The organism is Neotamlana laminarinivorans, from assembly GCF_020523925.1.
Lineage (GTDB): Bacteria > Bacteroidota > Bacteroidia > Flavobacteriales > Flavobacteriaceae > Neotamlana > Neotamlana laminarinivorans.
The window spans coordinates 325,458-342,282 of record NZ_JAJAPW010000003.1 but is presented as its reverse complement, the minus strand read 5'-3'; the positions used below and the strand labels follow the sequence as shown (position 1 = coordinate 342,282).

Below are 16,825 nucleotides of genomic sequence, written 5' to 3'. Positions count from 1 at the left end.
AAATGAATAATCAGGTTCTTAACACATTAACCTTACTTTTACTATTAACAAAATCAGTTTTAAGTTTTTCACAGGAATTAAAACCCTCTAACCTTTTTGGTGATAACATGGTTTTACAACAAGGTGTTGCTGTTCCTGTTTGGGGTTTATCTTCACCTAACGATAGTATTACTGTAACTTTTTCTAACCAAAACAAATCTACACTAGCAGATAGCAACGGTAAATGGATGCTTAAATTAGAGCCACTACAAGCTAATAAAACTGCTGGTGAAATGATTATTAAATCAAAATCATCTGAAATAAAAATAAAAAATATTCTAGTTGGTGAAGTTTGGATTTGTTCTGGGCAGTCCAACATGCAAATGAATGTTGATAATGTTCCTGATGTTAAAGCTATTACACCTTTATCTGAAAATATTCGCAGTTTTGATGTAAAACGCACCGTTTCTTTTGAGGAAGAAGATGAGGTAACTGGAAAATGGCAACTTGGTAACTCTTCTAGTGCTGTAGCTTCTGCTTTTTCGTATTATTTAGAACAATTAGGAGATATTCCTGTTGGAATTATTCATGCGTCTTGGGGAAGCTCATCTATTGAAGCTTGGATGCCTCGCGATATGGAAAACGACTTTATGTATTTTAAAAACATTATGTACGATTTTGATAAAGATATGATGACCAGAAATACCATAAAAAAGTCGTTAAACGCCCCAAATGGTTGGTCTCAAAAAGAAGATGTTTTTATGCGCCGTCAACCAAATATTATTTACAATGCCATGATGCACCCTTTAATACCTTTTGCTTGCAGAGGTTTGGTTTGGTACCAAGGCGAGCGTAATACACGATATATTTCTGGGGTGCCAACTGTAAACGAAACCAATTGGTTTCATAGAGTTATAGGTATGCAAGAATATAGCGATGTGTTACAACAATGGATTTTAAATTATCGAAAAAAATGGCAAAACGATACTATGCATTTTGCTATTGTTATGCTACCAGGATACGGAAAAGGCACGGTTAAAAAACCAGATATAGACCCTGAAAACCCAACCGAAGAATCTTTTGCATGGATGCGTGCATCGCAATTAAAAGCACTTAATTTACCAAATACAAGTGTTGTTAATACGATTGATTTAGGTGATGTTGATAATATACACCCAAAAGATAAATTACCCATTGGTGAACGTTTAGCTTTACTTGTTGCAAAAAACACACTAAATAAACCTATTATTGCAGAAGGCCCCATGTTAAAATCTGTAGAAGTTAGTGAAAACAAACTAATTATTCATTTTAAAAACAGTAATGGCTTAAAAACAACCGATGGTGAAACCCCAAAAGGTTTTTGGATAGCAGATAGCACAAAAAAATGGAAAATGGCTGATGCAAAAATTGAAGGAGAAACTGTAATTTTAAGTCATAATGACGTAAATACACCACTTTACGTAAGGTATGCATTTGCTGGAAAACCTAATGTAAATCTGGTTAACGAAGAAAATTTACCAGCTTACCCTTTTAAAACACGATAATAAAAAAAGAGGCACATTACATAAACTTGAAATGTCCTCTTTTAATTTTCAATTAAACCTAAATATGTTGTTTCTCTGTTTTTTCGAGCTTCTTTTCAATAAATTGACTAGGGGTTAAATCGAAAAGTTCTTTAAAGGTTTTACTAAAATATGCCGTAGAATTAAACCCAGACATGTGAGTTACCTCTTTAATTGAGTATTGTTCTTTTAACAACAACTCTGATGCGTAACGCAAACGAATAGTGCGAATAAAATTACTAGGATTACTACCCGTAAGAGAATTAATTTTTCTGTAAAATTGAGAGCGTCCAATACCTATTTCTTTTAATAATTGCTCTTGTTTAAAATCTAAATCGCTAACATTATCAAGAATAACTTTAGTTACTTTATCTAAAAAAACCTCATCTAAATTATTGGTTGTAACTTCGCTAGAGGGAAATATACCGCCAATTTCAGAGTATCGTTTACGTAATCTATTTTTTGAATCTAATAAATTTTTCACTCTAGCCATTAGCACATTAGTTACAAAAGGTTTGGATATATAACCATCTGCACCGTGTTGATAACCATGTATTCGGTCTTCCTCAAGAGTTTTTGCTGTTAAAAGTAAAACAGGAATATGAGAGGTTTCAAACTCTGATTTAATGTACTTACACAACTCGAAACCATTCATTTTAGGCATCATAACATCGCTAATTACAACATCAGGAAGCATCTTTTTTACTTTTTTAAGCCCTTCTTCTCCGTTAACTGCCTGTTTAACTGTATAGAATTTTTTTAAGTCGTTGCTTAAATGTGTGCGTAACTCTTTGTTATCTTCAACAATTAGTACCACTGGTTTTTTATCTTTTTTGTTTGTTTCTGTGTTATTCTCTATATCGGCTTCAAGATTAACATCATCAGAAATTAGCATATCATATTCAACTGTTTTAATAGAATTAATTAAAAATTCATTTTTAACGTTCTCAACTTTTTCGGCTTTTGCATTAGAGTTAATAGGCAACTTTACAATAAACTTAGCTCCTTTATTTAACTTACTTTCTACATGAATTTCTCCACCTTGAGCTTCAACTAAAGCTTTTGTAAAATTAAGCCCAATACCTGTTCCTGTTTTTGTAGGATCTTCGTTGTGAAACCTGGAGAAAATATGTTTTAACTGGTCTTTATCTAAACCTACACCTGTGTCTTTTACTACAATTTCAACATAATCATTTAATTTTCCCTTTTTAAATAACATGTTTTTTGGGTTTAACACGTTACCTTCAACTCTGTTTATAGCAACTGTAATTTTACCTCCACTTCCTGTAAATTTTAATGCATTTGATATTAAGTTGGTTATTATTTTTTCAACTTTGTCAAAATCGAAAAGCATGATAATTTCATTGGAAGCGCTTTTAAATTTATACTCAATTTCCTTTTTAAAGGCCAAACCTTTAAATAGGGAAAATATATCTTGCCCAAATTTTATTATGTCACCTTTTTCTAACCTAACCGGAGACATACCTACATCCATTTTTCTGTAATCTAATAACTGATTTACTAAATGCAGAAGGCGGCGCGCACTACGCTGAATAGATAAAGCAGAGGTTTTAACCACTTCGGGATCGTTATTAAAACTTGATAAAATTTTATCTACTGGATTTAAAATTAAAGTTAAAGGCGTTCTAAACTCATGCGATACATTTACAAAAAACTGTAGTTTCATTTGGTCTAATTCTCGCAACTGGCCTTCTTGTACTTTTAGTGTGTAATAATGTAAAATTACCCAAGAAATTAAAACTCCTAAAACCAAATAAATTACATAGGCCCACCATGTTCTCCAGATTGGTGGTAATATTTTTAGGTTTATAGTTGTTGCTTGTGCTTCATCCCATTGCCCTGTGGTTGTTGCTTTTACCTCAAATGTATAGTCACCAGATTCTAAATTCGAAAGATTCACCACTCTATTTGAACCTATTTTTATAAATTCGTCGTCTAAACCATTCATTCTATATGCGTATTGCACACGGTCTGGATTTTCAAGATATAAACCTAAAAACTCAAAGGATATATAATTTTCGTTATACTTTAATGTAATGTTTTGCACTTCGGAAATGCCCTTGTTTAGCACTATACGTCCGTTTATAGAATCGCCCGCCACTACATTTTTATTGTTAAGCCTAAAATTTGTAATTTGAGGTTTAATATTTACTGATGCTGGATAAACGATATCTTTGGGATGAAACATATTAAAGCCGTTTATACCTCCAACTATAATGCGTCCATCATTTGTTTTAGTTATAGATTTACTTTGAAATTCTGGACCTTGAAGTCCATCGTGAGCATTAAAGTTTTTAAAAACATGAGTATTAGGATTTAACAACGATAAACCACCCTTTGTAGTAATCCAAATATTGTAATCATTGTCCTCCTGAATACCAACTACTAAATTATTTGGTAACCCAGTAGTTGATGAATATGATTTTGTTATATTTAATTTTGTTGAAAGCTTATGCACGCCACTATCTGCACCAACCCAAATGTTGCCTAAATGGTCTTCGGTAATGTAATTAATACCAATACCTTCCAGACCGTTACCTTTTACCAAATCGAAATTTAAGCGTTCTGGAATGTAGGATTTAAACGCATTTAAATTAATTACATTTAAACCTAACGATGTACCTATAAATAAACGGTTTTTTGAATCTATAAACGAACATAATACCGCGTTACTTATTAAATTATTATCGTTACCAAACTCATTTTTATAATTGGTAAACTTATTGGTTTTAGCATTATAAACACTTAAACCCTCTGTTCTTAAACCAAACCAAACTCGCCCTTCTTTATCTTCTACCCCAGTCCAAACAGAACTTTGTCCTATAGAATTAACATCATTATCGCGATGAACAAATACTTTTGACTGTCCTGTTTCCGGATTAAATTTATTAACTCCACCATCTAATGTACACACCCAAATACTACCATCGTTACCCTCAAAAGTGTACATTATTTTATTAGAACTCAAACTGCTGGAGTTGTTACCACTCTCAAAATGGGTGAAACTCTGTGTGTTTTCATTAAATAAATTTAACCCTCCTGAGTAGGCACTAATCCATATTCTACCTTTTGAATCTTGTAAAACAGATTGTACTGTTTTTTGGTTTAAACCATTTTTATGATAAGGCTTGAAGTAGTAATGCCCAAATGAATTTGATAAATCGAGCATACTAACACCTTTATCGTAACTTCCAATCCAAAAAACGCCGCTTTTATCTTCAATAATTTTTGTTGGTTTATTATTGGGTAGAGAAAATGGATCTGAATAATCGTTTAAAACATTTTGTATTACCTTAATTTCGTTATTATGTTTTTCGAATAAGAATAAGCCATGAACATCTGTAGACATCCAAAACAAACCATTTCTATCTTGATAAATATCATAAACAGGAATACTTTTATCGCTAATTGATACATGTTTAAATGTATTAGATTTTCTGTTCCAGAGTATAAAATTTGATGCATCGTTGCCAATCCAAAAATCACCATCGGCATCAATAAACATTTTTTTTGTGATATGGTTTAATTCGTAAGACTCGCTACTATCTATATAAATTCTATCAAAATTATTATTCTGAGAATTGTATTTGTTTAAATATTCACCATTTGTAGCTATCCAAATATTACCTTCTGGATCTTTTAAAATTACGTTAACGCTGTTGTTATCTATAGATTTAACATCAGATTGATTATGAATATAATAGGAGAAATTTGAGTTTTCACTATCTATAATATAATCGCCAAGTTCAATTTTAATTACACCAATGTTAGTGGCTACCCATAAATTATTATTAATACCATCATAAAGTAAATCGTTAATAATTTTTTTATTGGTGCTAGCTAAAGATAAGTTGTCGTAAAGGTTAATGCGTGTAAATTTACGTGTTTGCTTATTAAATAAATTTAAACCGTTATTGGTTCCAACCCATAAATTACCTTGATTATCTTCTACAATAGTATTTATTCGGTTATTACTTATAGATGTTTCATCGTTTAAAACAGACCTAAAAACCTCAAATTCGTATCCATTGTATTTGTTAAGCCCATCAATAGTTCCTATCCATAAAAACCCATCATCATCTTGATAAATTTCAACACAAGTACTACTTGATAAACCATTATAGGTATCAAGATTTTCGAATTTTAAATTATTAAACTGACTGTAACCAAACTGAGTTAACAATAGCCACAGTATTAAAAAATTAAATTGAATGCGCATTAGTTTAGTAAATTAGTTTAGTGGTGTTGGTTTGCCTAGAAATATAACTATTTTGTTTCTAGCATTAATGACAAAAAGTAATAAAAAATACAATTTTTAATTACTTTTTGTACTATCTATATCATTTTTAATATGAAACTACTCTTTTTTCGACGAATTACGTTCTAACAAGCTAGTGTCAATTATAACGGTTTTCCCTTTTTCAGGAATACTTTTTTCTTCAATATAGTTTAACAGTAAATTTGTTGCGGTTTTACCTATAGTTAACCCAGATTGATCTATAGTGGTTAGTGATGGTTCTATAGCAGTACTTATAGGCTCATTACTAAAACCAACAATTGCAATATCTTCAGGAATTGCTATTTTTTGTTGCTTCAAAAACTTTATAGCGCCTATAGCAGCCATATCGTTTGCTGAGAAAACGGCATCTATTTCAATATTTTTATCAATTAAAACTTTCATATTAGCATAACCATCATCTTCCATAAGCCTTGATGTAATAACATAACTTTCATTAAATGTTAACTTATGTTTTTTTAAGGCCGCTTTGTAACCCGCTAATCTGTTTTTATAAATCTCTAAATTTTTAGGTCCTGAAAAATGAGCTATATGCTTACATCCTTGTTTAATTAAATGTTCTGTAGCTTCAAAACCTCCTTTAAAATCATCTATAATAACACTACTATAGTTAGGAATATTACAATGTCTATCAAAAAAAACAAGCGGAATTTTATTTTTTGCAACCAGATCTAAATGATCATAATTTAACGTTTCCATAGATATTGAAATTAGCAACCCATCTACACGTTTTTCTACTAAACCATTAACAATACTTTGCTCTCGCTCTAATTGCTCTAAAGACTGACAAATTATTACATTATAACCTGCTGCATAGGCGGTTTCCTCAATACCTTGAATAGCAGACGAGAAAAAATGGCGAGAAATTCTTGGCACAATAACACCAATAGTATGCGTTACATTTTTTCGTAAGTTGGATGCAAGAACATTTCGTTGATACCCCAGTTCTTGAGCCATTGCTAAAATTTTATTTTTAGTTTTTTGTGTTACCCTCGGGCTATCATTTAAAGCTCTAGATACCGTAGAACTATTTATTCCTAAAGCCTTAGCTATGTCGTGAATGGTTGGTTTATTATTCAATGCTATAGTTTATTTTCTTTTAATCTCTACAAATATAACAAAAATACAATCGATTGCATTTTAATTAATTTTATTATATTTACCTAAACAAATTATCAACTTAAACAAATTACTAAAATCATTAAAACTAAATAAAATGAAAAATAATTATGAAGTAAGGTACGCCGCTTCTCCTCAAGATGTAAAACAATATGATACTACAAGACTTAGAGACGAATTTTTAATTGATAACCTAATGGTACCAGATCAATTAAATTTGATATACTCTCATTACGATCGCTTTATTACCGGAAGTGCAGTACCAGTAAACGAAATATTAAAGCTTGAAGCTATAGACCCTTTAAAAGCCCCATATTTTTTAGAAAGACGTGAATTAGGGATTATTAACATAGGTGGCTCTGGAACCGTAAAAGTTGACGGTACTAACTACGAACTTAACAACAAAGAAGCCTTATATGTAGGCCAAGGAAATAAAGAAGTTTCTTTTACAAGTGCTTCGGCCAAAGAACCTGCTATGTTTTACATTAATTCTACTCCCGCACATAAAGCATATCCTATTAAAAAAATTGGAATTAATGATGTTGAAGTTGTAGAATTGGGTGCACCAGAAACTGCTAATGCTCGAACTTTAAGAAAATACATTGTAAACAGTGTTGTAGATGTTTGTCAACTGCAAATGGGAATGACCGAATTAAAATCTGGATCTGTATGGAATACCATGCCCGCCCACGTTCATGATAGAAGAATGGAAGTTTATTTTTATTTTGATGTTCCTCAAGATCAATCAGTTTGCCATTTTATGGGACAACCACAAGAAACTCGACACATTTGGATGCAAAACAATCAAGCTGTTATTTCTCCAGCATGGTCAATTCATTCAGGTTCTGGAACAAGCAATTATACGTTTATATGGGGAATGGCAGGTGAAAATTTAGACTATGGAGACATGGACCATTGCAAAATAAATGAATTAAAATAAACAAACTATGTCTGTAAACTTATTCAATTTAACAGGTAAAATTGCACTTGTAACAGGAGGAACTCATGGTTTAGGGCAAGCCATGGCTACAGGACTAGGCAATGCCGGAGCCACTTTAGTGATTAATGGTGCCTCGTCACAAGAAAAACTAGATAAAGCTGTTGCTTATTATAAATCTTTAGGCATTAAAACCTATGGATATTTATTTGATGTAACTAATGAAGAATTAGTTATAAAAAACATTGCCCACATAGAAAAAGAAGTTGGAGAAATTGATATTCTTGTTAACAATGCAGGTATTATTAAAAGAACGCCGCTTGAGGATATGGAAGTTGCCGATTTTGAAGCTGTGATAAAGGTAGATTTAATAAGTCCCTTTATTATGTCTAAACACGTTGTTAAAAGCATGATAAAACGTAAAAGCGGTAAAATAATAAATATTTGTTCCATGATGAGCGAATTAGGCAGAAATACAGTAGGTGCTTACGCCGCTGCAAAAGGTGGTTTAAAAATGTTAACTCAAAACATGGCCACAGAGTGGGCAAAACACAATATACAAACCAACGGTATTGGCCCTGGCTATTTTGCTACAAGCCAAACGGCTCCCATACGTGTAGATGGGCATCCGTTTAACGAATTTATTATAAACCGAACACCAGCAGCTCGTTGGGGAAATCCAGACGATTTACAAGGTGCAGCCATATTTTTAAGCTCGAAGGCTAGCGACTTTGTAAACGGACAGGTTATTTATGTAGATGGTGGTATTTTGGCTACCATAGGTAAACCTTCAAACGAAGACTAAAACTAAACATTATGAATAAAAACACTTTATTAGTCGGCGCTTTATGCGCCGCTATTTTTTCTTCTTGCAATCAAAAAGAAAACATAAAAACAATTATTATAAAAAATAATTTAGACTTTAAACGCACTTTCGAAACGGTTGAATTATCAAAAGAATTTTTAAATGTTGAAGACTTAACCACGCTAGCAATAAAAGATGCCGAAACTGGAACTTTACAAATAACACAAACTGTAGATAATGATGGCGATGGTACTTTCGATGACTTACTGTTTCAACCACAAATCGAGAGAAATACCACAAAAACTTACCATTTGATTACAATTACTGAAGCTGAAAAACTTAAAGCAGATAATTTATGTTATTCTAGGTTTGTACCAGAACGTACAGACGACTATACTTGGGAAAATAACAAAGTAGCTTTTCGTGTTTATGGGCCTGTAGCTCAAAAAATGGTAGAAAACAGCATTCCAGGTGGTACATTATCAAGTGGTGTTGATGCTTGGTTAAAAAAAGTAGAATACCCAATAATTAATAATTGGTACAAAAAAAATTCTAAAAGACCTGGTGCTTATCACGAGCCTTCCCCAGAAGGCTTAGATAATTTTCATGTAGGCTCTAGTAGAGGTGTTGGAGGCATAGCTATAAAGGAAGATACCATGTACCACATATCAAAAAACTTTACAAAATGGAAAACGATAACCACAGGACCAATTAGAACTAGTTTTTATTTAGAATATGAAACTTGGCAAGCTGGAAATAAAAACATTAAAGAATCTAAATTAATTAGCTTAGATTTAGGAAACAACCTATCTAAATTCACCACATTTATTGAAGGAACAAACACCATATCGGCTGGTTTAACTTTACATGAAAAAGATGGAGAAGTAACCGGAAATACCGAACGTGGATGGGTTAGTTACTGGGAACCACACGGTGATTCTGAAATTGGATTAGCTATTGTTGCACCAGAACATACTTTTATAGATTTTGAAACTTATAACACTGAAGCCACAGACCTGAGCAATGCTTATGCACATTTAAAAGTACATAATAATAAAGTTGTATATTATGCAGGTTTTGGCTGGAAAGAATCTGGACAATTTACCACTAGTCAAGCATGGAAAAACTATTTAAACAAGTTTTCACAACAAATAAACACACCTCTTGAAGTAAGTTTAAAAAATTAAATTTTTATAAATACCAAAAACAAAAAAGCACTTTAAAACATAATGTTTAGAAGTGCTTTTTTAAACTAACTAACTTAAATACTTATTTTAATGCCAATGCATTAGCCTGTTTTTCGTATAACTTTTTATATCTTAATAAAGCTTCCATGTAATAGTAATCTGCATAAATAATTGGTACATCTATTTCAGAGTTTTTTGGATAATGCCCTGTTGAATGCAATAATAAAGCTTCATTAGTATTTTCACTTAAATAGGCTGCAGATGATAATATTTCAACATAATTTTTAGCGGCGTTAAAATATTTTTTCTTTTTTAAATCATCATCAATTAACTGAGATAATTCAAACATGCCACAAGCAGCAACGGCAGCTGCCGATGCATCTTTAGGTGCATTTGGAATTTTAGGGTCATCAAAATCCCAAAACGGAATTTTATCATCAGGCAATCTTTTGATGTAATGATCCGCTAGTTTTTCTGCGGTTGTTAAAAAGGCTTGTTCTCCGGTTTCTCTATACGCTACAGAAAAACCATAAATACCCCAGCCTTGTCCTCTAGCCCACATAGATTCGTGTGCATAACCTTGGTGTGTATAGCCTCGTAAAAACTCGCCTGATTCTTCATCAAAAGAGCCCACATGGTATACTGCACTATCTTTTCTAACAATATGCTTCATAGTTTTTTCTGCATGACTTTTTGCTATGTTATAAAGCTGCTTATTACCTCCATTTTTTGAAGCCCAAAAAAGCAGTTCTAAATTCATCATATTATCTATTATAGTGTTGTATTTAAACTTGTGTTTTTGGCTAGGCCAAGATAAAATTGTACCTACTTTGGGGTTGTATAAAGTAGCTAAAGTATCTGCTGCAGCTAATAACGTTTGCTTGTATTCTTTATTTCCAGTCAACCTATATCCATTTCCATAACTACAATACATCATAAACCCAATATCATGATTATCAGCTGGTGAATACGCAATACTTTTTAAAGGGGCTGTAAAACGTTCTGCTTCCTGCTTAATTTGTCTGTTTTTAGATGCTTCGTAAGCATACCATAAGGTTCCTGGCCAGAAGCCACTACACCAATCTGTAACTCCAACAAAACCCCAATTTGTTTTATCTGATTTTATATTTCTTGGTAAACTATCGGGGTAAGATAACGCATTAGCTACCTTACTTAATTTTTCAACATTATTTTGTAAAACATTTTCTAGAGGAAAAGATTTAGGATCTTCTTTTTTTGAAGCTTCTTTTTTTGTTGAATTACATGATAACATTAACAATAATGTTACAACTAAACAGGTCTTAATTATATTCATATTCGTATTAGGTTTTCAATAATACAATGTTATGAATATGGTTATTGCAATAGAGTAAATTATGATTCATAAACTATAAATTATGATTCATTTACCTTAACCTATAAATTTTCGTTATTCATAAAGATTTAATCACATCTCTCAATAATGATAAAAAAGATGAAAAATTCACATAAAAATAGATTTTTATTGAAGAATACATAAAATTCAAACTCAATAAAAAAAAACACAAACTAATGAAAAACAACACCTTAACTCTTTATTGAATCATAATTTATAGATATTAGTCTATAATTAATATTACTCACAAATAAATCTATTTAATATTGCTATTATTAATCAATTCAAGACCCTAACTTCAAATTTACTTTAAAACTGAAGTTAAAAGTATTTCAACTAAAAACTAATTTTTATGACTAACAAAATTAATTATTGGGTGTGTTTAAAAAAACCAACAGTATTTATCTGGTTTTTAGCCCTAATGGTTTGTTGCTTTACCACCAAAGCCTATGCAAACCCCACTCCAGAAATCACTACTCAAGACAGAACAATTTCAGGAACTGTTGTAAGTACAGATGATAACTTTGGTATTCCTGGTGTTAATGTTTTAGTAAAAGGAACCTCAAAAGGTGCAGTTACAGATTTTGATGGTAACTATAGTATTACTGTTTCTTCAAATGATGCTGTATTAGTATTTTCATACATTGGCTATGTTACAAAAGAAGTTATCGTAGGCGACCAAAACACTATTAATGTAACACTAGAGTCTGACGTAGCTGCCTTAGACGAGGTTGTTGTTGTTGGCTATGGTACGGCCAAAAAAGAAACCCTAACAGGCGCTGTTGAACAAGTTAAAGCTGAAGCCTTTGAAGATTTAGCTGTTGGTAGTCCTGCTTTAGCTTTACAAGGTAGAACTCCAGGTTTAGTAGTTACACGTGCATCTTCTCGCCCTGGAAATGAAGATATTAATTTCTTAATTCGAGGTGCTTCTTCCGTTAACGGAATTTCACCATTAGTAGTAATTGATGGTGTTCCTGCCTTAAACGCTTCGGCGTTTAATGAAATGAACCCAAATGACATTGAAAGTATTAGTGTTTTAAAAGGTGGATCGGCATCTGTATATGGTTCTAGAGCTGCTGGTGGTGTTATTTTAGTAACTACTAAAAAAGGAAAAGGCGAGGTAAAGGTGGATATTAGTACCATTATGAGAATGGGAACTATTGGTATAAGGCCTCCAACACCAACAATGACCGAATACGGAGACATTTACCTTGCTGCTGCAGATTCAGATTTAGCTGCAGGAAAAAGCCCAAGATATTTTTTCTGGAACGATTATGAAACACTTGAAAGAATAGCGGCAGGAGAAGAAGGTTACTACGATTTACCCATAAATGGTAGAGTTTGGTTAGCGGAAGGTAACCGTTTTGACGATCTTTTCGGAAACTCTTATTCTGCACAACACAACATAAGTGTTTCTGGAAGCACTGAAAAAAGTAATTTTCGCCTTTCAGCAGGTTATGATGATAACGTTGGTGGTTTAAAAGTTGCCGACGATTCGTCTGAACGCTACAATTTCTCTTTAAACTATAATTTAGATATTAGTGAACGACTAAGTCTAACTACTAATGTTTCCTATTTTCATCGTCATATTTCTGGACCAACAGGTGGTTTAGCTCGAGAAGCTGCTGCTTATGATGCGCCTTTGTTCCCAGCCTATAACGATTTAGGACAATATTACTCAGTTTTTGGCGGTGTAAATATTGCAGGTGCCAGAAACGCTGTTGCACAAGTTATTGATGGCGGGCGCCAAAATTTTATAGACGAGCAATTAAAAATTTACGCACAAGCACAGTATAAACTAACAGATAATTTAGATATTACAGGTTCTTATTCTGTTACCAGACAAAACAGTGAAGACCAAGAGTACACTTTAGCTGTACCTTTATACAGCTGGCAAGGTGACTTTGCTACTTACATTACCGACCCAAGTAACACATACATTGAGGAAGAAACTGGAAATGTAACCTATAAAAATTTTAAAGCCACTTTAAATTATAACAACAATTTTGGCGATCACAACCTTTCTGGCCTTTTAGCAGTAGAAGCTGAAAAAAACACGAACAATGCATTAAGAGCTAGAAGAACCGGATTTGTAGATTATGGTGTTTACGATTTAAATTTAGGAGCAACAGACCAAAGTATAGAAACCGAAGGTGGTGGAAATACCTGGGGCGCTTTTGGGTATATTGGTCGTATTAACTACGATTATAAAGAAAAATACTTATTAGAACTACAAGGAAGAAGAGATGGTTCATCACGATTTGCCGAAGGGCAAAAATGGTCTAATTACTTTAGTGTATCTGGTGGATGGGTTATTAGTGCAGAAAACTTTTTAAATGATAGTGATATTCTTTCCTTTTTAAAACTACGCGGTGGTTATGGCGAATTAGGAAGTACTTCTGGGTTTGGCAATTTCGGATATCTATCTACCGTAGGCTTTGGTACAACTGTATTTGGGCAAACCAATGCAGGACAACAACAAACCTCTCGCGCTAGTAGTTTATTTAGCGATACCACAACATGGGAACGCATAGTTAATAAAGAAATTGGTATAGACTTTAAATTATTTAATAACGCAGTATTTGGTTCTCTAGACTTATTTGAAAAACAAAACAGAGATATGCTAGTAAGCTTAGTTTATCCAGACTTACTTGGTACTGGTGCTCCTTTAACAAACTCCGGAACTTTAGTGAATAAAGGTTGGGAGTTTCAAATTGGATGGCAAGGTAATTTTAAAGATTTAAACATCAGTATAGCCGCAAACATGAGCGACTCTAGAAATGAAATAACCGAATATTCGGGTGCCGAAGCTATTGTTGCAGGTTTAAACAGCGTAGACTCTGATAGAAACATTTTGGGCAAACCCATTAACTCGTATTATCTATACAACACCGATGGCTATTTTGCAAACCAAGCTGAGGTAGATGAATACTACGCAAGTTACTCTGGTGGTATTTTGCCTGCACAAGGTACAGCCGCAGGTTTAGTTCCTGGAGATACCAGAATTGTTGATAGTAATGGTGATGGCGTTATAGACACTAACGATTTAACCTATCATGGAGACTCTTCACCACATCATGTATTTGGTTTTAATTTCGATTTAAAATATAAAAATTGGGATTTAAGCGCATTCTTTCAGGGGGTATTAAACCAAAATTTGGTTAGAACTGGGTATTGGGCAGCTCCTTTTCAACAAGTATGGCAAAATCAATCGGCTACTTGGTTAGGAAGAACCTGGACAGAAGATAACCCAAACGCGGAATTCCCAAGACTTTCAACACAAGCTAATGTGGCTAACTGGAATTATATTAATAAAGATTTCATGAAGCAAAACAACCGCTACGTGCGTTTAAAATCATTAATAGTTGGTTATAACATTAACGACTTAAAAATATCAAATACTAACATTGATTTGGTTAGAATATATTTTTCAGGAAACGATTTATTTGAATTTACAAAGGTAAAAGACGGTTATGATCCAGAATCTCAAGCAGGAGCTAATAATGCGACCTATCCTTTCATGCGAACTTGGGCATTAGGTTTAAAAGTTTCTTTATAACATTAAAAACACATTTAAAAATGAAAAAGATTTTATATATAATACTACCATGCATCTTTACGGTTTTTACTTCGTGTGAAGACGAGTTTATAGACCTTACACCTCCAGCATCAATTACGGAAGATGTTTATTACAATGAAGCCGAACACTTTTTATCTGGCTCAAATAGATTTTACACTTATTTAACTGGCTGGGGAGATCAACCTATATATTCAAGTCATGGCTCAGATTTAGTAGGTTATTTTGAAGGCGGTGACATGCAAGAATATTCCAGAGGTGAAACTTTAGCTCCTGTTGATGATGACTATTACACTGATACCTATGAATATATTAGAGACATAAATTTACTTCTTGAACGTGCAGAATCTTATTCTGGTACAGAAAGTATTGTTGAATATGTGGCCGCATCAAAATTCCATAGAGCATTTCAATATTTCTTTTTAGTACAACGTTATGGTGGCGTAACACTTGTAACACGCTCTCTAGATGTAAACTCTGAAGAATTATATTCAGCCCGAAACAGCAGATATGAAGTTGTAGAACAAATTAAAACTGATTTAGATGATGCAATTGCTGGATTACCATACGAGGCAAATATAGCTTCAGAAGATAAAGGTAAAATTAGTAAAGAAGCCGCTATGGCTTTTAAAGCTAAAGTTTTATTACACGAAGCGTCTTGGCTAAAATATGTGGGCACAACAACCGATGGAGATGGTGTAAGCTCTGGGGCAGGAAGCTCTGGCTATGATGCCGCAAATATAACACCGTATTTTGAAGAAGTAGTAACCCTAACGGAGGCTGTTATGAATTCATCAAGTTTCGAACTATGGAATTATAACGATGTTTTAGATAATTTAAGCTCTAATTTCCTATTCAATCTTGAAGATAGCGGATCTAATCCGGCAGGTTTAGATAAAGCAACTAACAAAGAATTTATACTATACGGTAAATACGACTTTACATTTAGGCAAGCAAACACTTTAGTAAGCCACGTTTATAACGGAAGATTAAGACCTAGTAGAAAAATGATGGACTTGTTTTTATGCACAGACGGTTTACCTATTACAGAATCCGATATGTTTGAAGGCTATTACGATACGCAAGACGAATTTCAAAATAGAGATTTTAGAATGCGTGCTTATTTTACAAATCATGAAACACTTGGAGAAATACCTCAAACAGGTGATGTGCTATTAAACGGAACCAATAACTTTGGATATTACAATTCCAAATTCATGAGCTGGAAATGGGGAACTGCAGATGCGTACAGAGCGACACAAACAGAGAGTTACGATATACCATTAATTCGTTTAGCAGAAGTATATTTAATGTATGCCGAAGCCCTATACGAATTAAACGGAAGTTTAACAGATGCACAAATGAATGCTTCTATAAATTTAATAAAAGAACGCGCTGGTTTACCCCCTATTACCAATGCGTTTTTAGCTGCTAACAATATGGATATTGAAACTGAAATTAGAAGAGAAAGAGCCATTGAACTGTATGCTGAGTCATCTTCACGCTATTCAGATTTAAGACGATGGGGTATTGCAGAAGATGAATTAGGCGAAGCCGTATATGGAGCAGTTATAGAAGGTACAGTTTACGAGGGCAACGATGCTTTATACACACCAGGTGTTTACAGCTACAACCCAGAAAGTACTACAACTGGAGTTGGAGAAAGAGAATGCATATTAATTCAACCGGCATCAACTCGTAATTTTTCAAGAAACAATTATTTATTTCCAATACCAACATCTCAAATAGGTTTAAATAATAACCTTTTGCAAAACCCTGGCTATTAATTCATCATTATAAACAACCAATTATTTTAAAACACCTAAGCATGTAATTGTTTAGGTGTTTCTGTTATTGAAAAAATTTAAAATAAAAAAAAACACTTTTTTTGTAACATATTTTGAAATACATGCGTATAACTATTGAATGCCCTAATATTCACAAATTAAATTACAGGAGATTTTTA

General features: G+C 33.0%; 9 protein-coding genes. 6 read left to right on the top strand and 3 right to left on the bottom strand.

Annotated features, from left to right (window positions below; all coding sequences use genetic code 11):
- Positions 1–2 precede the first annotated feature (2 nt).
- On the top strand, positions 3–1,523 hold the full coding sequence (locus tag LG649_RS08215) for a sialate O-acetylesterase (protein WP_226543178.1): 1,521 nt from the start codon (positions 3–5) through the stop codon (positions 1,521–1,523).
- A 58-nt stretch (positions 1,524–1,581) separates the two neighbouring features.
- On the opposite strand, the gene LG649_RS08210 is transcribed toward LG649_RS08215, so the two are convergent.
- Both LG649_RS08210 and LG649_RS08205 read right to left on the bottom strand, forming a co-directional pair.
- Complete coding sequence (locus LG649_RS08210) at positions 1,582–5,781, bottom strand: hybrid sensor histidine kinase/response regulator transcription factor (RefSeq protein WP_226543176.1); 4,200 nt, start codon at positions 5,779–5,781, stop codon at positions 1,582–1,584.
- Between the two features lie 138 nt (positions 5,782–5,919).
- The gene (locus LG649_RS08205) at positions 5,920–6,939 is read right to left on the bottom strand and encodes a LacI family DNA-binding transcriptional regulator (protein ID WP_226543174.1); all 1,020 of its coding nucleotides are present in this window, start codon (positions 6,937–6,939) and stop codon (positions 5,920–5,922) included.
- A gap of 136 nt (positions 6,940–7,075) precedes the next feature.
- Between LG649_RS08205 and kduI the strand changes: the two genes are divergently transcribed.
- The 3 genes from kduI to LG649_RS08190 are packed head-to-tail and all read left to right on the top strand — an operon-like array spanning position 7,076 to position 9,907.
- Complete coding sequence (gene kduI, locus LG649_RS08200) at positions 7,076–7,918, top strand: 5-dehydro-4-deoxy-D-glucuronate isomerase (RefSeq protein ID WP_226543172.1); 843 nt, start codon at positions 7,076–7,078, stop codon at positions 7,916–7,918.
- 7 nt (positions 7,919–7,925) lie between these two features.
- Entirely contained in the window at positions 7,926–8,720 is a 795-nt protein-coding gene (locus LG649_RS08195) for a gluconate 5-dehydrogenase (protein ID WP_226543170.1), read from the top strand.
- Between the two features lie 11 nt (positions 8,721–8,731).
- The gene (locus LG649_RS08190) at positions 8,732–9,907 is read left to right on the top strand and encodes a DUF4861 family protein (protein ID WP_226543168.1); all 1,176 of its coding nucleotides are present in this window, start codon (positions 8,732–8,734) and stop codon (positions 9,905–9,907) included.
- Positions 9,908–9,989: 82 nt separating this feature from the next.
- Here LG649_RS08190 and LG649_RS08185 read toward each other — a convergent pair whose 3' ends face one another.
- Complete coding sequence (locus LG649_RS08185; RefSeq protein ID WP_226543167.1) at positions 9,990–11,222, bottom strand: glycoside hydrolase family 88 protein; 1,233 nt, start codon at positions 11,220–11,222, stop codon at positions 9,990–9,992.
- 412 nt (positions 11,223–11,634) lie between these two features.
- Here LG649_RS08185 and LG649_RS08180 point away from each other — a divergent pair, with 412 nt between their 5' ends.
- Positions 11,635–14,841 (top strand): SusC/RagA family TonB-linked outer membrane protein, encoded by a 3,207-nt coding sequence (locus tag LG649_RS08180; RefSeq protein ID WP_226543165.1) that lies wholly within the window; start codon positions 11,635–11,637, stop codon positions 14,839–14,841.
- A gap of 20 nt (positions 14,842–14,861) precedes the next feature.
- Positions 14,862–16,646, top strand: a complete 1,785-nt coding sequence (locus LG649_RS08175) for a RagB/SusD family nutrient uptake outer membrane protein (RefSeq protein ID WP_226543163.1) — start codon at positions 14,862–14,864, stop codon at positions 16,644–16,646.
- Positions 16,647–16,825 lie beyond the last annotated feature (179 nt).

What these genes read in the sequence shown, in the direction of transcription:
- LG649_RS08175 (WP_226543163.1), top strand. Translation starts at nt 14,862, where the DNA reads ATGAAAAAGATTTTATATATAATACTACCATGCATCTTTACGGTTTTT.
- LG649_RS08195 (WP_226543170.1), top strand. Translation starts at nt 7,926, where the DNA reads ATGTCTGTAAACTTATTCAATTTAACAGGTAAAATTGCACTTGTAACA.
- LG649_RS08185 (WP_226543167.1), bottom strand. Translation starts at nt 11,222, where the DNA reads ATGAATATAATTAAGACCTGTTTAGTTGTAACATTATTGTTAATGTTA.
- LG649_RS08210 (WP_226543176.1), bottom strand. Translation starts at nt 5,781, where the DNA reads ATGCGCATTCAATTTAATTTTTTAATACTGTGGCTATTGTTAACTCAG.
- kduI (WP_226543172.1), top strand. Translation starts at nt 7,076, where the DNA reads ATGAAAAATAATTATGAAGTAAGGTACGCCGCTTCTCCTCAAGATGTA.
- LG649_RS08180 (WP_226543165.1), top strand. Translation starts at nt 11,635, where the DNA reads ATGACTAACAAAATTAATTATTGGGTGTGTTTAAAAAAACCAACAGTA.
- LG649_RS08190 (WP_226543168.1), top strand. Translation starts at nt 8,732, where the DNA reads ATGAATAAAAACACTTTATTAGTCGGCGCTTTATGCGCCGCTATTTTT.
- LG649_RS08215 (WP_226543178.1), top strand. Translation starts at nt 3, where the DNA reads ATGAATAATCAGGTTCTTAACACATTAACCTTACTTTTACTATTAACA.